Genomic DNA, 21,438 nt, shown 5'->3' on the forward strand with positions numbered 1-21,438 from the left:
GATGGGCGCGCGCTGGTGCCGCGTGCGAGCATGAGGGCATGGCTCTTCATGTACTGACCGGTGCCGGTTCGGGAATCGGCGCAGCGCTTGCGACGCGGCTGCGCGATCGGGGCGACGATCTCGTCCTCATCGCGCGGAGCGCCGAGCGGGCGCGCGAGCTCGAGGAGCGGCATCCGGGATCCGTCGCGGTTGTCGCCGACCTCGCTGTTCCGGGAGCGCTCGCCGCCGCGATGTCTCAGGCCGCGGCGGAAGAGCGGATGCCGGACCGCATCGACGCGTTGATCCACGCTGCCGGGGTGGTCGACCTGGGGCCCGTCGGCGAGCTGCCGGTGTCGTCGTGGGAGTGGCAGCTGAACGTCAACCTCACCGGGCCCGCCGAGCTGACGCGTCTGCTGCTGCCGGCGCTGCGTGCGGTGAAGGGGCAGGTGCTGTTCGTGAATTCCGGTGCGGGGCTGCGCGCGTCTCCGGAATGGTCGGCGTATGCGGCATCCAAGCACGGTCTGAAGGCGCTCGCCGACTCGCTTCGGCAGGAGGAGGCGGCGCACGGTGTGCGGGTGTCGTCGGTGTTCCCCGGCCGCACGGCGACGCCGATGCAGGAGCGCGTGCACGAGCAGGAGGGCGCCGCGTACGACCCGGGAGCGTTCATCGATCCGGAGTCGGTCGTCACCGCGATGCTGACGGTGCTCGACGTGCCGCGGGATGCGCAGATTCCGGAGCTGATGATCCGCCCGGGGGTGTGAGGTCGAGGGCGTCACGGTGCCTGGAGGGCGTCGCGGTGCCCGGAGTGCAGTCTCGACCGGAGAATGCAGTCTCGCTGAAAAGTGCTAGGTGAGTGTCAGAACCTGTCGGTAGTATTCGAACATGAATACGAGCCGGTGGATCGAGTTCAGCGAAGAAGACCTCGCCGAACTCGACGAGGTCGCGCACGCCGCCGAGCGGATCACCCCCGCATTGGGGGCGATGGAGGTCGAGAACGTCCGCAACCAAGCGCGCGCGGGCGCGATCGCCGAACGCGTGTCGCGGCGCCAGTCGGCGTCGGTGCGGTCGCAGGAGATGGTCTACCGGTCCGTCGCCGCGGAACTTGCCGGGGTGACGTTCACCACCGACCGATCGATGCAGGCGCAGATCACCCAGGCAGTGGAGTGGGTCGAGTGCTACCCGGCGACGTTGACCGCGTGGGAAGCGGGGCGCATCACCCGTGGCCACGCCACCGCGGTGTTGCGGTGTGGGACTGTGCTGCCGCGGGATGCACGGGCCGAGTTCGATGCGGCCGCGGCGGAGCTGTGTGTGGGTCGGTCGGTCGGACGGCTGAAAGACCGCCTCGACCACCTCGCGCAAGAACTGCACCCCCGGACACTCGCGGAGCGGCATGCGAAGGCTCGCGAGGAACGTCGGGTGAGTGTCACGCCGTTGCGGGACGGAATGTCGGAACTGGTCGCGACGATCCCGACCCTCTTGGCGGAGGGGATCAGTGACCGGTTGACCGAGCAGGCCTCGTCGATCATCGACGCCCGCAACGCACCGCCAGTGGGCGGTGCTGGCACGGATGCCGGCTCCGAGGAAGATGCCGGGGAGCCGGATTGCCGGACGCGGGACCAGGTGCGCGCGGACGTGTTCTGCGACATGCTCCTCACCGCCTCCCCCCTCGTAGACCCCACCATCGACGGGGACGGAAACGGCACCCTCGGGACGATCCGCGCGAAAGTTCAGGTCGTCGTCCCCGCTCTCACGCTGCTCGGTCGCGATGACGACCCGGCAAACGACACCACCACCGCCGACCTCGTCGGCTCCGCCCCCATCGACCCCGCAACCGCCCGGGCCTTGGCCGGCGCGATCAGCTCGTGGGAACGTCTCGTGGTGCATCCGGTGTCCGGGCAGGTGCTGTTCACGGATTCTTACCGGCGGACGGCGTCGATGGCGCGGCTGTTGCGGGCTAGGGATCGGCATTGCCGGTTCCCCGGATGCCGACGCCCCGCCATACGCTGCGAGCTGGATCACACCTTCGACTACGCGCTCGGTGGGCCGACCGACGTCCGGAACCTCTGCCACCTGTGCCAACGGCACCATTCGATGAAGCAATTCACCTCATGGGGTGTCCGGCAACTCGGCGGCGGAGTCCTGGAATGGACCTCACCGACGGGACGGGTGTACATCGACCATCCGCCGGCGCCACTGGTGAGGTTCATGCCGTCCGGAGGTGGGGCACCGCCCCCGGATGGGGGTGGCGGCGCATCGCCGCCCGACCCCGCACCGTTCTAAACCGGAATCGGCTCCGAATCTCTCCTTCTTCGCACGGTAGGCGTCTGTAGGTTGCGCTCGAGCGTGCGGCCAAACCGCAGTGGGGGCTTCACCACGTGCTCCGCCATCACGGCACGGACGAGAGATCGCTCGCGACGAGCTCGACCTTGAAACGTTCCGCATCCTCGAGGAACGCGGCATAGTGTCGCTCGCCGCCGGCGAAAGGGTGCCGATCCGTGTGGAGATGCGCCCATCCGTGCGAGGGAGCCAGCCGCCAGAGCTGCTCCAGGATGCCGCCGACCCCGCGTGGAAAGCCAGATGGCTGAGCGCTGAAACGGCTCATACCCGAGCTCGCCGAGCAGCCACTCCCACCCGGGGATCGTGCGCTCGAGGTCCGTCACCTGCACCTCGACATGATGGAGAGTCCCGAACGCGCTCATGTCCTCATCCTCCCGTGTCCGACGATCGCACCGCGCGGAGCGACGCGTCCAGGAACACGGCGCGCTACATTCTCACGAAACCGCTGGCCACGATGAGCACACGAACAGGGGGCGACGATGACCGACGCGCAAGCAGGCTGGTACGACGACGGCACCGGAACGATGCGGTGGTGGGACGGTCAGGCATGGACCGACCAGATCCAGCCGCCGCCCCCGCCCGAACCGGGAATCGGCGGCATGATCGCCCGCGCCCAAGCCGACGCCGTCTCCGGCGCACAACCCCGCCCCGCCGCCACCGGAGCCAGCTACGTCGTGCTGCAGGTCGTCCTCAAGGAGAAGTTCTTCGGCTCCGGATCCGGCAACCTCACCGAACTCGAAGGCGTCATCAACCGGCAAGCCGCCCTCGGCTACCGCCTCCACACGATCTCCACGTCCGCCTCCGGCAGCACCGGCTTCGGCGGTGGTGACCGCATCCAAGCCACCATGGTGTTCGAACGCCTCACCTGACGATCTCCGTCGCACGGGGGAGGTGCGGCGCACCACAGCATCCGTAACGTGGCCGGCGAAGGAGGCAACGACATGGACAACACCCCCGCACCCCCGCCGCCACCACACCAGCCGGGACCGCCGCAGCCGCAGCCGCCCGCCGAACCCCCACAGCAAGTCGCGGTCTGGTACTTCATCGCCGCCACCTTCATCTTCACGCTGCCCGGCCTGATGTTCCCGGACGCCCCGCCCTGGGTCCGCATCCTCCTCTTCGTCACCGGGCTCCTCGTCATCGCGGCCGGCGGTATCCAGTTCGCCAAGGAGATCCGCGAGCGACGCAACCCGCCGCCATCCGTTCCGCCGGCGACCTAGCAGGCCTCAGCGGACGAAAGCAACCCCCGCGCGCGTTTCGTCCGAACGGGGTGATGATGCGACCGTGCCCCTCTCCGCCGCCCGCACACGGGCCCTCCCTCGCGTCCCGGCCCCGCTCTTCCCGGGCGAAGACACCGAACCGGCGGTCGTCGACGCCATCGACGCCGCCCGCCGGATCCCCGGATTCGGCACCGACGTCGAGGCGACCCTCGCCTGGGCGCGCGATGCGACGCGCGACACCGGTGCGGCCACCGCATCCGTCGACACCGTCTGGCAACTCCTCGCCTCCACCGCCGCGCTCGACGTCGCGGCCGGCCGCGTCCTCGAACCGCACGTCGACGCGCAGCGCATTCTCGCCGAGGCATGGGACGACGGCATCGCCCCCGACCTCCGCCCCCTCGACGTCGACACCACCTCGACGTGGGGCGTATTCGCCGCCGAAGGGCCGGGTGTCCGCCTCACCGCCAGCCGCACGACCGGGTGGACCCTCACCGGCACCAAACCCTGGTGTTCCCTCGCCGCCCACCTCACCCACGCCCTCGTCACCGCCTGGATCGACGACGACAACCGCGGCCTCTTCGCGATCGCGCTCCGCCGCCCCGAGGTGCACGTGCACGACGGACCCTGGCACGCCCGCGGTCTCCCGCACATCGTCAGCGCACCCATCGACCTCGCCGCCGCCCCGGCCGTCCCCGTCGGCGACGCCGGCTGGTACCTCGCCCGCCCCGGATTCGCCACCGGCGGCATGGGCGTCGCCGCCACCTGGTGGGGTGGCGCTGCCGGCATCCTCGACGCTCTCGCCGACGCCGCCTCCACCGACCGCGCCGACCAGCTCGCCCGCGTCCACCTCGGACGAGCGGATGCCGCCCAATGGTCCGCCCGCACCACCCTCGCCGACGCGACCGCCCGGTCATCGGAAGGCGACGCGATCGACCGCGCGATCCTTGCCGCGCGCGTCCGCACCATCGTCGCCGACGCCGCCGAAACCGTCTTGCACATCGCCGACCACGCGCTCGGGCCGGCCCCGCTCGTCGCCGACGACGCGCACGCCCGCCGGGTCGCCGACCTGCACCTCTACCTCCGCCAGCACCATGCTGAACGCGACCTCGCCCGCCTCGGGCGCGACCTCGTTCGGCGGCGAGCCGAGCGCGACGAGACCACCGCGGGGGAGTCCGGGTGGTGACCTTCGACCATCGCGACCCCGGAACCCCCGAATCCGAATGGCGCACGGCGCTTGCCGCGCGCACCCTGCCCGAGGTGTCCCTCGACATCGACGCGCTCCTCGTCATCGCCGCCCACCCCGACGACGAGACCCTCGGTGTCGCCGGGCTCGTGCACACCGTCGCGCAGCGCGGCATCCCGATCCGCGTCGTCGTCGCCACCGACGGTGAGAACTCCCACCCCGACTCGCCCACCCACACCCCGGCCGACCTCGCCGCGCGGCGGCAGACCGAAGTGCGCGACGCCCTGGGCGTCGTCGCGCCCACCGCCCCCCTCCGCCTGCTCCATCTCCCCGACGGCACCCTCGGTGACCACGAAGACGTCCTCGCCGCCGCACTACAGGACGAGATCGCCGCACTCACCGGGATGACGGATGCCGCACCTCACCGCATCCTCGTGGCATCCCCGTGGACCGGCGACGGCCACCGCGACCACCGCATCGTCGGTGCCCTCGCCGAACGCGTCGCGACCGAGGCCGGCGCGACCGTCCGCGGGTACCCGATCTGGCTCTGGCACTGGGGCACCCCCGCCGACGTGCCGTGGGACCGCGCGGAAGTCGTCACTCTCGACGACGCCGTCCACGACGCCAAGCGCCGCGCCCTCGCCGTGCACGACAGCCAGCTCCGGCCCCTTTCGGACGCTTCCGGCGATGAAGCGATCGTCCACGACGGGATGCAGGAGCACTTCGCCCGCTACCAGGAGATCCTCATTCGCCCCGAATCCGTCTCACGCGAAGCCGCCGCGTCGACGCCGCGCTCCCACTTCGAGCGGTTCTTCGCCACCCACGACGACCCCTGGGGCTTCCGCTCGAGCTGGTACGAGCAGCGCAAGCGCGAACTCCTCCTCGCCACCCTCCCGCGCGCGACGTACGACGCAGGGCTCGAGCTCGGCTGCGCAACCGGCATCCTCACCTCGCGCCTTGCCGACCGCTGCGCGCACCTCGTCGCCGTCGACTTCGCCGAGGAGGCTCTCACGGCCGCCGCGCGAGAACTCGTGGGTCGCGACAACGTCACGCTGCAGACCGCGGCGCTCCCGCACGAATGGCCCGACGGAGAGTACGACCTCGTCCTGCTCTCCGAAATCGGCTACTTCTGGAACGTCGCCGACCTCGACACCGCGATCGACCGCATCACGCAGAGCCTCGCGCCCACTGGTCACCTGATCGCATGCCATTGGCGGCATCCGATGCCCGAGAACCCCACCGGGGGCGATGAGGTCCACGACCGACTGCGCGCGAACAGCCGATGGCAGAGCGTCGCGGTGCACATCGAGAGGGACTTCGTGCTCGAGGTCTTCAGTCCGTACCCCGCCCGGTCGGTCGCGCAAGAGATGGGAATGCTGCCGTGATCGCGACCTCCGTCCACGTCGTCATCCCCGTCCACAACGAGGAAGACCTCCTGCAGTCGTGCCTTGACGCGGTGCGGGGAGCGAGCGCCCGCGCGTGCGCGCTCGGCATCGACGTCCACACCGTCGTCGTCCTCGACGCGTGCACCGACCGCTCAGCCCTCATCGCCCGCAGGTACCCGGTCGAGATCATCGAGATCGACGCCGGCCGCGTGGGGCGCGCGCGTCGCATCGGAACGGATGCCGCTCTCCACCGCGCCGACGAAGAGACCCGTGCGTGGGTCGCCCACACTGACGCCGACTCAATCGTCCCCGGCAACTGGATCACCCACCAGGTGGCCCTCTCGGCCGGCGGATCCGACGTCATGATCGGCACCGTCCGGCCCGACTTCGCCGATCTGACCCTCCGTCACGTCGAACACTGGCGTGCCACGCACACGCCCGGACGTCCCAACGGACACGTGCACGGCGCGAACCTCGGCTTCCGCGCCGGCGTCTACCGCCACGTCGGCGGCTTCGCCGAGGTGCCCGAGCACGAGGACGTCACGTTCGTCGCCGCCGCGCGTGCCGCGGGGTTCGTCCTGACCGCCTCCGACGTCGCGGAGGTCATGACCTCCGGCCGCTTCGTCGGACGCACCCCTGGCGGGTACGCCGGCTACCTCGCCGCGCAGAAGGAGATGCTCGAGTCCGGGGTCGCCTGAGCAGCGTTCCCGCCGGCCGTAGGCTGTGCTCGTGAACGGCCCGATCCCTGTCATCGTCTCGTACTCCAGCGAGACCCCGCGGCACGATGCCGCCTTCGCCGACGAGCTCCGCGCCCTCGCCGCGGGGGCCGCGACCGCGATCGCCGAGGCGGGTCTCGAGGCGCGGTGGGTGAACGCCGCCGCACCTCACAGTGACGCGCACGACCTCCTCGCGACGGCGCACGGCGTGATCGTGCTCGGCGGCGCCGACGTCGACCCCTCCCTCTACGGCGCGACCCCCGACGGCGCGTGGATGGACTCCGCCGACGCCGCAGCCGACGCGTTCGAGGCGGCCCTCCTGCGCGAAGCGCTCGAGCGGGGCGTGCCGGTGTTCACGATCTGCCGCGGCACTCAGCTGTTGAACGTGGTGCGCGGCGGCACTCTCGTGCAGGACCTCGGGGCGGGCATCCACCGCGAACCGAACCAGGACATGGTGACCCACCCGGTCGCGGTCCACCCCGGCACGCGCCTCGCCGCGGTGCTCGGCACCGGCACGCGCGACGTGCGCTCCGGCCACCATCAGGCCGTCGACGCGCTCGGCGAAGGCCTCGTCGTGAGCGCGACCGCGCCCGACGGTGTCATCGAGGCGATCGAGGGCCGGGACACCGGAAGGGATGCCGGCTGGGTCGTCGGCGTGCAGTGGCACCCCGAGGACGCCGGAAGCGACCCCGCACAGCTGCGACTGCTGCTCGCCGACTTCGCCGCCGCGGCGCGCATCGTCCTTCCTGTCGGAGACGACCCGATCGCCGCTCCGGCGGCGTAGCGCCCGCACACGAAGCGAAACCCATCCGGCGCCCCTCGCGCTCCGAAGAACTCCCGAAGCCACAAGCCGAAGGAGACCCGCATGGGCGCACGCAGAACCCGACCCCGCTTCCTGCTCTGGGCAGCGCTGGCCGGGCTCATCTCCGGCGCGGTGTTCCTCGCCGCCGCCGAGCTGGTCGCGCTCATCGCCGCGCGCTCGGCGAGCCCGATCCTCGCGGTCGGATCGTACGTCATCGACATCGTTCCGCAGCCGGTCAAGGAGTTCGCGATCGCGGCCTTCGGGGCGGCCGACAAGATCGTGCTCCTCGGCAGCCTCGGCCTCGCCGTGGCGATCGCGTCGGCCATCGCCGGCATCCTGCAGTACCTGCGTCCGCACCTCGGCGTCGCGGCCCTCGTGCTCGCCGGGGTCCTCTCCGGTGCCGCGATCGTCACGCGCGCGTCGGCGGAGGCGCTGTCGTTCGTTCCCCCGCTCGCCGGTACGATCGCCGGCTCGGTCATCCTGATCGTGCTCATCCGCCGTCTGCAGGGATGGCGCGAGGACGTGACGAGCGGGGAGGGCGCAGCGAAAGGCGTGAACCGTCGTGGCTTCCTCCTCACCAGCGCGATCGCCGGCGCCTCGGCCGTCATCGCCGGTGTCGCCGCCCGCGCGGTGAGCGCCGCGACCTCCTCCGTCGACGCGATCCGCGGGGCCCTGCGCATTCCCGAACCGCGGTCGCGCGTGACGATCCCCGAAGGCGCCGAGCTCGACGTCGACGGCATCTCATCGCTGTACACGCCGAACGACCAGTTCTACCGCGTCGACACCGCGCTCACCGTCCCGACGATCGACCCCGCGACATGGCGTCTCGTCGTCGACGGCATGGTCGACCAGCGCATCGAGCTGAGCTTCGACGACCTCATCGGCCGCGGCCTCGACGAGTACTCCATCACCCTCACCTGCGTGTCGAACGAGGTCGGCGGCAACCTCGTCGGCAGCGCTCGCTGGCTCGGCGTGCCGGTCCGCGACATCCTCGCGCTCGCCGGCGTCCAGTCCGGTGCCGACATGGTGCTCTCCCGCAGCGTCGACGGGTACACCGCCAGCACGCCGCTGGCCTCGCTGACCGACGAGGGCACCGACGCGATCCTCGCCGTCGCCATGAACGGCGAGCCCCTGCCCCTCGAGCACGGCTTCCCCGTCCGCATGGTCGTCCCGGGCCTCTACGGCTACGTGTCGGCGACGAAGTGGCTCACCGAGCTGAAGGTCACCACCTTCGCGCAGGACGAGGCCTACTGGACCCCGCGCGGGTACGACGCCGAGGCTCCGATCAAGTTCTCCTCCCGCGTGGACACCCCGAAGGCCGGGGCTCCCGTTCCCGCGGGGACGGTCGCCATCGGCGGCGTCGCGTGGGCGCAGACGGTCGGCATCGACCGCGTCGAGGTGCAGATCGACGACGGCGACTGGCAAGAGGCGACCCTGTCGACCGCCGTGAACGTCGACACGTGGGTGCAGTGGTTCCTCGAGTGGGAGGCCGAGCCCGGCACCCACTACGTCACGGTCCGTGCCGTCAACCGCGACGGCGAGGTGCAGGAGCAGGAGCGCGCCCCGATCGCCCCGAACGGCTCGTCGGGCTGGCAGCGCACCCTCGTCACCGTGACGGGCTGATCGCTCCCGCACCCCCTCAAGCCGGAAGGCGGGCTCCCCGGAATTGGTCCTCCTGGAGCCCGCCTTCTCTCGTCGTCGGGTGGCCCCTATCGCGCGCGCCGGTCGTCCGTCTCGAAACCGGGGCGGGCGCGGCGCTCGTCGAGCGACTCCTTCTCCTGGAAGAACGTCACCTGCCACCCGGCCGGCCCCTGCACGCGCGCATTCACCGAACGGAACGGCGTGTCCGTGGCATCGGCGATGACCTCGATACCCGCCTCTCGGCTCGCGCGCACCGCAGCCGGAGTGTCGGCCACCTCGAGCGCCAGCCGCAGACTCGGACCCTCGGATGCCGGGACGTTCTCGATGACGTCGATGTTCCGGGCATGGGTGGGCGTGGCGATCTCGATCGTCGCGTCGCCGACCTCGAGGATCGCGACCCGATCGTCGCCCTCGGTCGCGAACGCGGGCCGCTCGGTCAGGCCGAGGACGTCGCGGTAGAACGCCACCGTCCGATCGAAGTCGTCGGTCTCGATGATGAGGCGGAGCTGCGTCGGCGGTGTCGCGAGTGTCATGGGGGCGTCAACCGCCGCGGGGGCCGCCGTGTTCCGGGATCAGCCCTGCTCCGCCAGAGCCTCGGCGACCAGGCGCATCGCCTCGTCGTAACGTTCGGGCGAGGGGCCGGCGTAGTTCAGGCGCACGTAGGGGCCGGGCGTCTCCGCCGGAAACCACTCCCGCCCATCGGCGATCAGCACATCGCGCGCCGCGGCCGCGCGGACGAGGGTCGCGACATCCGTTCCGTCCGGCAGGCGCACCCACAGGTTGAGGCCCCCGGCGGGCACGAGCGCGACGGTGCACTGCGGCAGGTGCTGACGGATGCCGCCGAGCAGCGCATCGCGCCGCACCCGGAGCGCCGACCGCTGCGCGCGCAGGTGACGGCGCCACGCCGGCTGCGTCACGACGTCCAGCGCCGCCGCCTGCAATACGCCGCTCACGTACATCGCATCGGCCGTGCGATCGGCGGCGATCCGCTCGCGCGCCGGACCGCGGGCTATCACGGCGGCGACCCGCAGGGCGGGGGAGACGCTCTTGGTCAGCGACCGGATGTAGATGACGTGCCCGTCCTGATCGAGACGGGCGAGCGGGAAGGGATCGGAGTCGATCGCGAGATCGCGCGCCCAGTCGTCTTCGATGAGAAACGCCCCGCGCCGGCGGACGACCTCCCGTACCGCCCGGGCCCGCTCGTCGGTCCACTGCGCGCCGTGCGGATTGGCGAACGTCGGCTGCGCGTAGAACGCCCGCGCCCCGGAGGAGGCCAGCGCCCGCTCCACATCGTCTGGATCCGGACCCTCCGGCCCCGACGCCACCGGCACGAGCGTGACGCCGGCCTGGGCCGCGGCGACCATCGCCCCCCAATATGTGGGCGACTCCACGACGACCGGCCGTCCCTCGCCCACCGCGGCGCGGAAGACCGAGGCGAGCCCGCTCTGGCTCCCGGGCACGATCACCACGTCCCGCGCCGACACCGGCGACACCTCGGGCGCAGTGACGGCGGCGAGCTCCGCGGCGAACCACTCCCGCAGCTCCGCGAGGCCGTCCGCAGGAGCACGCCGGACCGCGGCATCCGACCGCGCCGCGCGCGCGAGCGCCGCCCGCACCAGGGCGCCCGGCAGCAGCTCCGACGCGGGATAACCCGAGTGCAGCGCGATCGCATCGGGCGCGCCGGGACGCTGCGTCACGGACAGATCCGGATGCCGCCCCTGCGGTGCGCCGAGCGCCGCCGTCTGCCAGCCGAAGTCCGCGGGCGGGCGCACCCGGGATCCCCGCACGAACGTCCCGACCCCGGGCCGTGCATCGATGAGACCCTGCGCGGTGAGGCGGTGCAGCGCTTTCTGTACCGTCACCGGACTCGCTCCGTGCTCGGCGCTGATCCGACGGCTCGACGGCAGCTGCGTTCCCGCCGGCGCCGACGCGATCCAGGTGCGCAGTGCGGCGACGATCCGGTCAGTGCTATCGTGTGCCATGTCAGGGAACAATAGCGCTACTCTCCCCGCGGCGACAGTGTTATCGCCCCTCGCGGGTGTGTGGTGGGGCCTCCTCGGGGTCGTCGCCTTCTCGTTCACAGTCCCGTTCACCCGCGTCGCCGTCGAGGCGCTGCATCCCGTCTTCATCGGCGCCGGCCGCGCCGTCGTCGCCGCGATCCTCGCGGTCATCGCCCTTGCCGCGACCCGCGCGCGTCTGCCACAGGGTGCCCAGTGGGGGCGACTCGTCGTCGTCGCGGGCGGCGTCGTCCTCGGGTTCCCGCTCCTCACCTCGTTCGCGATGACCTCGGTGCCCGCGAGCCACGGCGCGGTCGTCATCGGCATCCTCCCCGCGGCGACCGCGGTCGCGGTCGTCCTCCGCACGCGCGAGCGCCCGCCGGTGTCGTTCTGGATCTTCGCCGCCCTCGGTGCGGTCGCGGCGGTCGTCTTCGCCGCGCTCTCCTCGGGAGGGTTCGGGCACCTGACCTGGGCCGACCTCCTCCTGTTCGGCGCGGTCGTCGCCGCCGCCGTCGGATACGCGGAGGGCGGGCTCCTCTCCCGTGAACTCGGTGCGTGGCAGACCGTCTCGTGGGCGCTCGTGGTCGCGGCGCCGGTGACGGTGACCGTCAGCGCGGTCTCGGTCGCGATGGCGCCGCCCGCGGCATCCGCCGTCCACTGGCTCGCCTTCGCCTATCTCGCCGTCGTCAGCATGTACCTCGGCTTCTTCGCCTGGTACCGAGGGCTCGCGATCGGACCCATGGCGCAGGTCAGCCAGATCCAACTCGTCCAGCCCGTTCTCACCCTTGTATGGGCGACGCTGCTGCTCGGTGAATCGCTCGGATGGGCGACGATTCTCGGCGCCGTCGCGGTCATCGTCTTCGCCGCCCTGTCGGTGCGTACGCGCCTTCGCGGGTCGTTATAGACGGGTCGTCCAATATCCCGACGCAAAAGAAAAGCGGATTCCCTCGAGGAGGACGAGGGAATCCGCTTTTCGGCGAGGGTCAGTGGGCGGCTTCGTACGCCTCCAGAACGGATGCCGGAACCCGGCCGCGCTCGGAAACCTGGTGGCCGTTCTGCTTGGCCCATTCCCGGACGGCGCTGTAATCCTGCTGTCCGCCGCGGCGGCGCTTGCGCGAGGCGGAAGCCCCCGTCGCGGAGGAACGCGATGCGGAGATCGACCGTGCCACGGAGACATACGGGTCGAGCGCCGCGCGGAATGCCGCGGCATTCTCATCGGTCAGATCGATTTCGTAGGCGATGCCGTCGAGGGAGAAGAGAACGGTCTCTCCGGAGCCGACTTCGAGGACGGTACCGTCGAGGTCATCGACGAGCTGATGCACAATTCTGCGGGTCATGCAGGAGACAATACGCGCTTTTTCATTCGCGCAGGACTTTCAGGGGAGAATTCCCGCGCGACGCGCTTTTGTGACGGCGGCGTGACGCGTCGAGGCGTCGAGTTTTCCCATAGCCGTCTGCAAATAGGATTTCACCGTCCCTTCGCGCACACCGAGCGTCGCCGCGATTTCGGCATTCGTGGATCCGAGCGCGGCGCACGCGAGCACGTCGAGTTCGCGCGGCGACAGGTGGATGTCCAGCGGCTCGGCCGGTTCGGATCCGCCGCCGGTGAGACCCGCGAGCCGCTCCTCGATCGCCGACAGGCGCGCGCGGAGGCCCGCATCATCGACGCTCGCCACGATGCTCCGCAGCTCCGCGTAGCTGGCGCGGAGTTCCTCCCGCTGCGCGGCATCCGGCGTCGATTCGGAGGGCGCGGTGACGGCGACCGGTCCCGTCACGGGTCGGAGGGCCGCGACACGGCGCTCGACCTCGTCGCGGATCCGGAGTTCCGTCGCGACCTCCTGCGCCACCCGGAACGCCGGTGCGGCCACCACATCGCCGACGCTCGACTCCGCCCACGCGCCGCCGTACAGCACTCCGCGCACCGCACCGCCGACGACGATCGGCACGGCCAGCAGCGTGGAGAGACCCTCGCCGAGGACATGCCCGTCGTAGTCATGCGTGATCTGGCGCGACGAACGGTAGTCCGGGGTCATGCGCGGACGCAGCTCGGTGATCGCCCGCCCGCCGAGGCCGCGCTCGGGCTTGACCACGAGGCCCTCGAGACTGCGCGTGCGGTTGCCGAGCACGGTGCTCACCCGGACGCTTCCGTCGTGCACGTAGCCGCCGAAGACGACGGGGAAGCGCGTGTGTGCGGCGAGGTCCTTCAGGGCGCGTGTCATCAGCTGCCCGTCCGGAGCGCTCCTCGGCATCTGTTCGCCCGGGGTGCTCCGCGGCATCTGCCCGTCAGGGGATGTCCACTTCACCGTGGTCACGAGTCACTCGCTCTCGCCGTCGAATCGTATCGACGACGGTAACACTACGCCGCGAAGACGTGGAGCCCCAGATCACGGCTGAGAATCTCGCTCGCGAGATGGCCGCGCACGCTCGTGCCCTGCTCGTCGAGGGGCGGGCTGACGACGGCCGCCCCGAGCTGCCCCGGCGCCGAGAGGACGATCGCCCCCGACACGCTCGACTTCGCCGGGACGCCGACCGCCCGCATCCAGCGCCCCGACCCGTCGTACACGCCGCACGTCGCCATCACCGACACGACGTCGCAGGCGACGGATGCCGGCACCACGCGCTCGCCGGTCACGGGGTTCACGCCTCCGAGGGCGAGCGTCGCGCCCATGACCGCGAGCGTCCGGGCATCGACGAGGACCGCACAGGCGCGCACGTACGCCTCGACGGCGTCATCCGCGCCGACGGAGAGGGTGCCCTCGGCGCGCATGAGGTGGGCGAGCGCGTGATTCCGGTCACCGAGCAGATGCTCGTTGCGGGCGACCGACTCGTCGACCTCCAGGGCCCGCCCCGCGAACGCGGAGAGTCCGCGGTGGGCGCGCGCGACACGCGCCGCGACGTCCTCGCCGTCGACGAGCGAGGCGGTCAGGATCGCCCCGGCGTTCACCATCGGGTTCGGCGGTCGTCCCGTTCCGGACTCGAGCTTGATCGCGTCGAACGCTTCGCCGGTCGGCTCGATCCCGATCCGGTCGAGGGCCTCGCCGTCGGTGTCGACGAGCGCGAGGGCGAAGAGGAACGGCTTCACCGCCGACTGGATGCTGAAGGGAACGTCGCTCCCGGCGCTTCCGCGCACCTCCCCGTCCGGCAGTGCGAGAGCGATGCCGCACAGATCGGGGTCGGCGTCGGCGAGCTCCGGGATGCTGTCGTCGACCTCGCCCTCGGCGTGCGGGAGCACACGGTCCCGCAGCGCGTCGAGGTCGTACGCGCGGGGATCGGACGAGCGGTCGGGGGAGGGCGGCATCCTCCCACCCTGCCAGGCTCCCCACTTTCGGGGGTGACGAAGGCCGGATCCGTTTTCGTACCGTCATCCGTACTCGGATCAGGCAAGGAGGCCTCATGACCGAACCACGACCGGATGCCGCATCGGCGCGCGTCATCGACTACATCGCCGTGGAGGATTCTCCGCGGTTCCGTGAACTGAAGAAGACGCAGCGGAGCTTCGTCTTCCCGCTGTCGCTGGCGTTCCTCGCCTGGTACTTCGCCTACGTGCTGCTGAGCTCGTTCGCACCGGAATTCATGGCCCAGCGCGTGTGGGGTGCGATCACCGTCGGGCTCCTCCTCGGACTCGGGCAGTTCGTCACCACGTTCGCGATCACGATGGGCTACGTCGCGTTCGCGAACCGTCGCCTCGACCCCATCTCGGCCGAGATCCGCGAGGACCTCGAGAAGATCGAGCGGGGTGACGCGTGACCATCTCGCTGCTGGCTTCGGCCCAGACCGTGGAGAACAACCCGGTCCTGAACATCTCGATCTTCGGCGCGTTCGTCGCCGTGACCCTGTTCATCGTCATCCGCGCGAGCCGCAACAACCGCACCGCGGCGGACTACTACGCCGCGGGCCGGTCGTTCACCGGACCGCAGAACGGTTTCGCGATCGCCGGCGACTACCTCTCGGCGGCATCCTTCCTCGGCATCGTCGGGGCCATCGCGATCAACGGCTACGACGGATTCCTCTACTCCATCGGCTTCCTCGTCGCGTGGCTGGTGGCGCTGCTGCTCGTCGCCGAGCTCATGCGCAACACCGGCAAGTTCACGATGGCCGACGTGCTGTCCTTCCGCCTGCGTCAGCGGCCCGTGCGGATGGCCGCGGCGATCTCGACCCTCGCGGTGTGCCTGTTCTACCTGCTCGCGCAGATGGCGGGCGCGGGAGGCCTCGTCTCGCTCCTCCTCGGCATCAACGAGCGCATCGGCCAGTCGATCGTCGTCGCCGTGGTCGGCGTCCTGATGATCGTCTACGTCCTCATCGGCGGGATGAAGGGCACCACGTGGGTGCAGATCGTCAAGGCGTTCCTCCTCATCGGCGGTGCGGTGCTCATGACGATCTGGGTGCTCGCGATCAACGGGTTCAGCCTCGACCGGCTGCTGGAGTCCGCCGTCGCCGCCTCCACCACGACCCCCGCCGATGCGATCCTCGGACCAGGTCTGCAGTACGGCGCGAACCCGTGGGACTTCATCTCCCTCGCCGTCGCGCTCGTGCTCGGCACCGCGGGACTCCCGCACGTGCTGATGCGCTTCTACACCGTGCCCACGGCGAAGGAGGCGCGTCGCTCGGTGGTGTGGGCGATCTGGCTCATCGGCCTCTTCTACCTCCTTACCCTCGTCCTCGGCTACGGCGCCGGCGCCCTCGTCGGACCGGAGACGATCCGCAACGCCCCGGGCGGTGTGAACTCCGCTGCCCCCCTCCTCGCCCTCGAGCTCGGCGGACCGCTCCTCCTCGGCTTCATCTCGGCGGTGGCGTTCGCGACGATCCTCGCGGTCGTGGCGGGACTCACGATCACCGCGGCGGCCTCGTTCGCCCACGACATCTACGCCAACGTCGTGAAGAAGGGCGAGGTCCCGCCGGACGGCGAGGTCAAGGTCGCCCGCCGCACCGTCGTGGTGATCGGCATCCTCGCCATCGTCGGAGGCATCGGCGTCCAGGGGCAGAACATCGCGTTCCTCGTCGCCCTCGCCTTCGCTGTGGCGGCCTCGGCGAACCTTCCGACGATCATCTATTCGCTGTTCTGGCGGCGCTTCACCACCCGCGGCGCGGTGTGGAGCATGTACGGCGGACTCATCGCCGCGGTGGGGCTCATCCTCATCTCCCCGGTGTTCTGGGGGACCGAGACGAGCGTCTTCCGCAACGTCGGGGTGGCTCTGTGGCCGCTGAACAACCCGGGCATCGTGTCGATCCCCGTCGGGTTCTTCCTCGGCTGGCTCGGGTCGGTCGTGTCCCGCCGGAGCGAGGACCCCGAGAAGGCCGCCGAGATGGAGGTGCGCTCGCTCACCGGCTTCGGTGCCGAGAAGGCCGTCGACCACTGACGGCAGTTCCGGTGACGGATCGCGTTGCCGGAACGCCCAGGCGGGCGCGGGGTGGCCTACACACCCCGCGCCCGCCGCGGTGTCACGGTCGGGTCCGCGACACCTCGAGGTCGAGCAGCGCCCGCTTGACCTCGGGTCTTCCTCCGTACTCGCCGATGGAACCGTCGGCGCGCACCACCCGGTGCACCGGAACGAGGATCGAGAACGGCGTGCGGGCGCAGGCCGTTCCCACCGCCCGCGCAGCCCCGGGGCTCCCGGCGAGCACGGCCACCTCGCCGTAGCTCGCCGTCTCGCCGTAGGGGATCGTGCAGACCGCCTCGAGCGCGGCGCGGGTGAAGCCGTGCACGCCCGTCCAGTCCCACGGCAGGTCGAGCGGATGCCGCGCGCCGGCGCCGCCGTCGTGCTCGGCGCCGTCGAAGTACTCCTCCACCGCGTCCGCCGCCCGCTCGGCGATCGCCGACGGCGACCCCTCGGGGTGCGGGGCGGATCCGTTCACCGGCGTCGGGATCATCCCGGTCCGCAGAGCCACCCGCTCGAGGGCGATCGAGAGGGGGACCTCGATCGGATGCAGCTCCACGATCCCGGTCGCCGCGGCGACGATCAGCACATCGCCGACGGGGGAGGGCTGAAGGAGGAAGCGAGGAGGCTCGTGCAAGGTCATGGCCTGATCCTGCCGCGTCCGACGCCCACGGTGCGGTCCCGGGCGGAAACGGGGGACAACCCCCGGCGGCGGGGCGCGGCATCCGTCTGGGGAGGAGGGGCGCGCCGGTCAATACCGCGAAACCGGGCGTGGATGCAACCTCTCCGGCGCGTCGCCGCTTAGGGTGTCACACGTGTGGCGAGCAGAAGGCAACGCCGTGGTCGGCGACAGGGAGAGCATTTCCGGACCCTCGGTGACCCCCGGTGATCTCGGGCTCGCCGAACCCGGTGTGACGGTGGTGCACGTGGCGGAGCCCGAACGCGAGCGCATCCGCCGCCAGTCCGCGCGACTCGGCGGTCGCTCGACGCTGCTGCACTACTCCGATGCGACGGATGCCGCGATCGAGATCACCAAGGCCCACCCCGGGAGCCTGCCGCAGTTCATCACCGGCCGCTCCACCCTGCTGTCGAACCTCTTCCGCGACGAGGTCGCGGTGCGGAACGCCCGTCTCGCCGCCCAGCGCATCACCACCAAGAACGTCGAACTGCGGACCGCGCGCGGCATCGACGCCGTGCACCTCGCCGTGGGCCTGGCCTCCTGGCGCCTCGGCGGCCTCGCCTGCACGGCCCCGGTGCTCCTCCGGCCCCTCGCGATCCGCCGCCACCACGGCGACTTCGAGCTGAAGCTCCACGGCGCCTTCCAGGTGAACCCCGAGCTCCTCCGGGCCCTGCGCACCCACTTCGGCATCGAAGTCGACGGCCGCGCCCTGTCGGCGCTCGCCTACGACCAGGGCATCTTCAAGCCGCAGCCGGTCATCGACCACCTGCGTGCCCTCGCCCACCGGTTCGACTCGTTCGCGGTGACGCCGCGCCTGATCGTGTCGACCTTCGCCGACGTCGGCAGCGCCATGTCGCGCGACGGTGGCGACCTCGACCACCCCGTGCTCAACGCCCTCGCCGGCCACCCCGACGACCGTGCCCGCCTCGTCGCGCGCCGTGAGGGGGTCGTGGCCACGAACCCCGACGAGCGCTCACCCGCGGCCGACACCCTCCTCCTCGACGCCGACTCCGAGCAGGAGCGGGTCCTCGCCCGCATCCAGGCGGGCCAGTCGATGGTGGTGCACACGCTCCCCGGCACCGGCGGCACCCAGACGATCATCAACGCCCTCGGCGGACTCGTCCGCGACGGCAAGCGCGTCCTCGTCGTCAGCGCCCGCCGCTCCACGCTCGACGGCATCCGTCACCGCCTCGCCGGCATCGCGCTCCCGGGCCTGGCGATCTCGCCCCGCCACCTGCAGCGCGACCTCATCCGCGCGATCGGGCGGAACGAGAAGGCCGAGCAGCCCAAGGTCGCCGAGGTCGACGAAGCTCTGGTGCGGCTGCGCCGCGTGCTCCGCGACTACCGCGGCGCCGTCACGACCACGCACGTCGACCTCCGCGTCTCGGTGCTCGAGGTGCTGCGCGAACTCGCGCGCCTGGCATCGCTCGACCCGGCCCCTTCGACGACCGCGCGTCTCGGCGTCGCCGCGCTCCAGCGCCTCGCCGTCGGCCGCGACGAAGCCGCGCGCGACCTCGCGGCGGCGGCGCGCCTCGGCGAGTTCCGCTTCGGTCCCTCCGACTCGCCGTGGTACGGCGTGAGCTTCGCCTCGCCCGAGGCGGCGGCCTCCGCCCACGCCCTCGCGGGGAAGCTGCACCGCCAGGACGTCCCCGCACTCCTCGAGCGCGGCTACTCCCTCATCTCACAGACCGGCATGCGGCCGTTCCAGACGATCGCCGACCTCGGCGAGTACCTGACGCTCATGCGCGGCATCCGCGATTCGCTCGACCGCTTCAGCCTCACCGTCTTCGAGCGCCCCCTCGGTGAGCTCATCGAGGCCCACAGCGGTCGCCGCGACTCCACCATGAGCTCCGCCAACCGGCGTCGCCTCAAGCGCCTGTCGAAGGAGTACGTCCGCCCGGGCGTGCACGTCCCCGACATGCACGAGGCCCTCGTCCGGGTGCAGCAGCAGCGCACCGAATGGCAGCGCCACGTCGACAGCGGCGTCGCCCCGCAGGTGCCGCTCGGACTCGGCGACGTGCACGTCGCGTGGCAGCGGGTCGACGCGGAGCTGTCCGAGCTGGATGCCGTGCTCGGGCGCTCCGGCGCCGACCGCCTCGCGGCGCTCCCGGTGAAGACGCTCGTGCGCACCCTCGCGCAGCTCGCGGCGGAGTCGGATGTGTTCGACAACCTGCGCGAACGCGCGGAGCTCCGCGGGAAGCTCGCCTCGTTCGGTCTCGAGCCCCTCCTCGCCGACCTGTCGGTGCGGCACGTGCCCGAGGGCGAGGTCGCCGCCGAACTCGAATACGCGTGGTGGCAGTCGGCGCTCGAGCACCTCCTGCGGGTCGACCGCGGGCTGCTCGGCGCCAACACCGCCGTCGTCGACCGCCTCGAGCGCGACTTCCGTCTCGTCGACGAAGCCCACGCCGCGGCATCCGGACCCCTGCTCGCCGCGCACCTGGCCACCCAGTGGCGCATCGGCATCGTCGACCGCGCGGGAGAGGCGCAGCAGCTGCGCCGTGCGCTCAAAGACGGCGGCGCCACCGCCGCGCAGCTCGACGCCGTCGCCCCGCACCTCATGGCGCAGCTCGCGCCGGTGTGGCTGGCGACCCCGTACGACGTCCCCGAGATCCCCGAGTCCACCGCGTTCGACGTCGTGATCATCGCCGACGCGGGTGCGCTGTGCCTCGCCGAGGCGACGCCGGCGCTTCGCCGCGGCCGTCAGGTGGTCGTGTTCGGCGACCCCGTGACGCAGAAGCCCACGCCGTTCGAGGTCGTCTCGCGCATCTCGCCGGAGCGCGAGGACGACGACGAGATCGACGCGGTCCCCTTCGACGGGGTCAGCATCTTCGAGCGGCTCGCCGAACTCCTCCCCATCGAGACCCTCACCCGCAGCTACCGCGCGGGCGGCGAAGACCTCGCCGAGCTCGTCAACGACGCCTTCTACGGCGGCGAGATCGTGTCCCTCCCGTGGGCGGGGTCCTACCTCGGTCGCGGCAGCCTCAGCGTCGACTACGTCGAGGGCGGCACCGGTGCGCCCGACCCGATCTCGGGGGCGGTGGAGAGTCCGGATGCCGAGGTGCGCCGCGTCGTGACCCTCGTCGTCGAGCACGCCGTGAACCGCGGCTCGGAGTCGCTCATGGTCGTCACGGCCAGCGCGAAGCACGCCGAGCGCGTGCGCGCCGCGGTCGAGGCGGCCTTCGCGGGCCGCGCCGACGTCGCCGACTTCCTCTCGCGCGACACCTCCGAGCCCTTCGCGGTGCTCACCCTCGAGGAATCCGTCGCCGAGAGCCGCGACCGCGTCGTCTTCTCGCTGGGGTTCGGCCTCACCCGCCACGGGCGGGTCCTCAGCGACTTCGGCGACCTGTCGACGCCGGACGGCGAGCGGCTGCTCACGGTCGGGATGACCCGCGCGCGCCGCTCCATGGTCATCGTGTCGTCGATCCGCCCGTCGGCGTTCGACGAGGGACGCCTCGAGCACGGTGCCGCGACGATCATGTCGATCCTCGGGAGCGTCGCCGACCGGGCCCGCCAGGCACGGCTCGAAGACCTCGCCGACCCCCTGACCCTCCGCCTCGCGCGGGAGCTGCGGCGCCTGGGCCTCTCGGTCGACGTGCACTACCGCGGACTCCTGCCGCTCGTCGCCCAGTACGGCGGCAAGGCCGTCGTCGTCGAGAGCGACCCCGAGACGATCGGGGAGTCCCTGCGCGAGTCGCTGCGCCTCCGGCCCCAGATCCTCCGGCGCCTCGGCTGGCACTATGTGCGCGTGCACTCCTTCGACGTCTACAGCGACGCCCCCGCGGTCGCCCAGCGCATCGCCGCCCTCCTCGGGGTGCCGCCGGAGACCCCGCGTGTCGACAACGACACCGAGCCGTTCGAGCCGGAGCCGTTCGATCGCGACCCGTTCCATGGCGGACGCTGAGCGTCAGCGCGTCGAGCGGCTCCCGGGTTCCCGGCCCGGGTCCCGCCGCGCGCGTCTGACCCCCGCGCCGGACACGACGGCCGAGCCCGTGCCGGGCGACGAAACGACGGATGCCACCTCCCTCGGGGAAGCGGCATCCGTGGGTGAATCCGGTCCGAACGACGAGCGCCTGCGGCGCGACGTCCCCCCGCACTACTGACGCGCGGGATCTCCGTTCGCGACG

The 21,438-nt window shown here is 71.5% G+C and carries 21 protein-coding genes; 14 read left to right on the top strand and 7 right to left on the bottom strand.

Annotation, left to right across the window (positions count from 1 at the left end; genetic code table 11):
- Window positions 1–38: 38 nt before the first annotated feature.
- Window positions 39–740, top strand: coding sequence for an SDR family oxidoreductase (locus KZC50_RS12865; protein WP_310891945.1), 702 nt, complete (start codon window positions 39–41; stop codon window positions 738–740).
- Between the two features lie 121 nt (window positions 741–861).
- Window positions 862–2,259, top strand: coding sequence for an HNH endonuclease signature motif containing protein (locus KZC50_RS12870; protein ID WP_310891946.1), 1,398 nt, complete (start codon window positions 862–864; stop codon window positions 2,257–2,259).
- A 106-nt stretch (window positions 2,260–2,365) separates the two neighbouring features.
- Here the strand turns inward: KZC50_RS12870 and KZC50_RS12875 are convergent, their stop codons facing one another.
- Window positions 2,366–2,581 carry a VOC family protein gene (locus tag KZC50_RS12875; protein ID WP_310891947.1) on the bottom strand — a complete coding sequence of 72 codons (216 nt, stop codon included), beginning with the start codon at window positions 2,579–2,581 and terminating at the stop codon, window positions 2,366–2,368.
- Window positions 2,582–2,795: 214 nt separating this feature from the next.
- Between KZC50_RS12875 and KZC50_RS12880 the strand changes: the two genes are divergently transcribed.
- The 7 genes from KZC50_RS12880 to KZC50_RS12910 all read left to right on the top strand — a co-directional run bounded on the left by KZC50_RS12880 (window position 2,796) and on the right by KZC50_RS12910 (window position 9,245).
- Window positions 2,796–3,185: a DUF2510 domain-containing protein gene (locus KZC50_RS12880; protein WP_310891948.1), complete on the top strand. Its 390-nt coding sequence runs from the start codon at window positions 2,796–2,798 to the stop codon at window positions 3,183–3,185.
- Window positions 3,186–3,233: 48 nt separating this feature from the next.
- Complete coding sequence (locus KZC50_RS12885; RefSeq protein WP_301135188.1) at window positions 3,234–3,536, top strand: hypothetical protein; 303 nt, start codon at window positions 3,234–3,236, stop codon at window positions 3,534–3,536.
- A 64-nt stretch (window positions 3,537–3,600) separates the two neighbouring features.
- Complete coding sequence (locus KZC50_RS12890) at window positions 3,601–4,719, top strand: acyl-CoA dehydrogenase (RefSeq protein WP_310891949.1); 1,119 nt, start codon at window positions 3,601–3,603, stop codon at window positions 4,717–4,719.
- Window positions 4,713–6,104, top strand: a complete 1,392-nt coding sequence (locus KZC50_RS12895) for a PIG-L family deacetylase (RefSeq protein WP_310891950.1) — start codon at window positions 4,713–4,715, stop codon at window positions 6,102–6,104. Before KZC50_RS12890 ends, KZC50_RS12895 begins: the two co-directional genes overlap by 7 nt.
- The gene (locus KZC50_RS12900) at window positions 6,101–6,802 is read left to right on the top strand and encodes a glycosyltransferase family 2 protein (RefSeq protein WP_310891951.1); all 702 of its coding nucleotides are present in this window, start codon (window positions 6,101–6,103) and stop codon (window positions 6,800–6,802) included. The genes KZC50_RS12895 and KZC50_RS12900 overlap by 4 nt, the downstream gene beginning before the upstream one ends.
- A 31-nt stretch (window positions 6,803–6,833) precedes the next feature.
- Window positions 6,834–7,604 (top strand): gamma-glutamyl-gamma-aminobutyrate hydrolase family protein, encoded by a 771-nt coding sequence (locus KZC50_RS12905; RefSeq protein ID WP_310891952.1) that lies wholly within the window; start codon window positions 6,834–6,836, stop codon window positions 7,602–7,604.
- 81 nt (window positions 7,605–7,685) lie between these two features.
- Complete coding sequence (locus tag KZC50_RS12910; protein WP_310891953.1) at window positions 7,686–9,245, top strand: molybdopterin-dependent oxidoreductase; 1,560 nt, start codon at window positions 7,686–7,688, stop codon at window positions 9,243–9,245.
- Between the two features lie 86 nt (window positions 9,246–9,331).
- Here the strand turns inward: KZC50_RS12910 and KZC50_RS12915 are convergent, their stop codons facing one another.
- Together KZC50_RS12915 and KZC50_RS12920 are read right to left on the bottom strand one after the other, a co-directional pair.
- On the bottom strand, window positions 9,332–9,796 hold the full coding sequence (locus tag KZC50_RS12915; protein ID WP_310891954.1) for a VOC family protein: 465 nt from the start codon (window positions 9,794–9,796) through the stop codon (window positions 9,332–9,334).
- A 39-nt stretch (window positions 9,797–9,835) separates the two neighbouring features.
- On the bottom strand, window positions 9,836–11,245 hold the full coding sequence (locus KZC50_RS12920) for an aminotransferase-like domain-containing protein (protein ID WP_310891955.1): 1,410 nt from the start codon (window positions 11,243–11,245) through the stop codon (window positions 9,836–9,838).
- On the opposite strand from KZC50_RS12920, the gene KZC50_RS12925 reads away from it, so the two are divergent.
- Window positions 11,244–12,164: a DMT family transporter gene (locus KZC50_RS12925; RefSeq protein ID WP_301135169.1), complete on the top strand. Its 921-nt coding sequence runs from the start codon at window positions 11,244–11,246 to the stop codon at window positions 12,162–12,164. The genes KZC50_RS12920 and KZC50_RS12925 overlap by 2 nt on opposite strands.
- 79 nt (window positions 12,165–12,243) lie before the next feature.
- Here the strand turns inward: KZC50_RS12925 and KZC50_RS12930 are convergent, their stop codons facing one another.
- The 3 genes from KZC50_RS12930 to glsA all read right to left on the bottom strand — a co-directional run bounded on the left by KZC50_RS12930 (window position 12,244) and on the right by glsA (window position 14,558).
- Complete coding sequence (locus tag KZC50_RS12930; RefSeq protein ID WP_053547971.1) at window positions 12,244–12,597, bottom strand: histone-like nucleoid-structuring protein Lsr2; 354 nt, start codon at window positions 12,595–12,597, stop codon at window positions 12,244–12,246.
- 39 nt (window positions 12,598–12,636) lie between these two features.
- Window positions 12,637–13,479 (bottom strand): LuxR C-terminal-related transcriptional regulator, encoded by an 843-nt coding sequence (locus KZC50_RS12935; protein ID WP_310891956.1) that lies wholly within the window; start codon window positions 13,477–13,479, stop codon window positions 12,637–12,639.
- 137 nt (window positions 13,480–13,616) lie between these two features.
- On the bottom strand, window positions 13,617–14,558 hold the full coding sequence (gene glsA / locus KZC50_RS12940; protein WP_310891957.1) for a glutaminase A: 942 nt from the start codon (window positions 14,556–14,558) through the stop codon (window positions 13,617–13,619).
- A gap of 95 nt (window positions 14,559–14,653) precedes the next feature.
- Here glsA and KZC50_RS12945 point away from each other — a divergent pair, with 95 nt between their 5' ends.
- Both KZC50_RS12945 and KZC50_RS12950 read left to right on the top strand, forming a co-directional pair.
- On the top strand, window positions 14,654–15,007 hold the full coding sequence (locus KZC50_RS12945; protein WP_236968980.1) for a DUF485 domain-containing protein: 354 nt from the start codon (window positions 14,654–14,656) through the stop codon (window positions 15,005–15,007).
- On the top strand, window positions 15,004–16,617 hold the full coding sequence (locus tag KZC50_RS12950) for a solute symporter family protein (RefSeq protein WP_310891958.1): 1,614 nt from the start codon (window positions 15,004–15,006) through the stop codon (window positions 16,615–16,617). Before KZC50_RS12945 ends, KZC50_RS12950 begins: the two co-directional genes overlap by 4 nt.
- An 82-nt stretch (window positions 16,618–16,699) precedes the next feature.
- Here the strand turns inward: KZC50_RS12950 and KZC50_RS12955 are convergent, their stop codons facing one another.
- The gene (locus tag KZC50_RS12955) at window positions 16,700–17,278 is read right to left on the bottom strand and encodes a methylated-DNA--[protein]-cysteine S-methyltransferase (protein ID WP_310891959.1); all 579 of its coding nucleotides are present in this window, start codon (window positions 17,276–17,278) and stop codon (window positions 16,700–16,702) included.
- A gap of 172 nt (window positions 17,279–17,450) precedes the next feature.
- Here KZC50_RS12955 and KZC50_RS12960 point away from each other — a divergent pair, with 172 nt between their 5' ends.
- Entirely contained in the window at window positions 17,451–21,215 is a 3,765-nt protein-coding gene (locus KZC50_RS12960) for an ATP-binding protein (protein ID WP_053548025.1), read from the top strand.
- Complete coding sequence (locus KZC50_RS12965) at window positions 21,202–21,414, top strand: hypothetical protein (protein ID WP_310891960.1); 213 nt, start codon at window positions 21,202–21,204, stop codon at window positions 21,412–21,414. Before KZC50_RS12960 ends, KZC50_RS12965 begins: the two co-directional genes overlap by 14 nt.
- Window positions 21,415–21,438: the final 24 nt, after the last annotated feature.

This window comes from Microbacterium aurantiacum (genome assembly GCF_031625015.1).
GTDB lineage: Bacteria > Actinomycetota > Actinomycetes > Actinomycetales > Microbacteriaceae > Microbacterium > Microbacterium aurantiacum.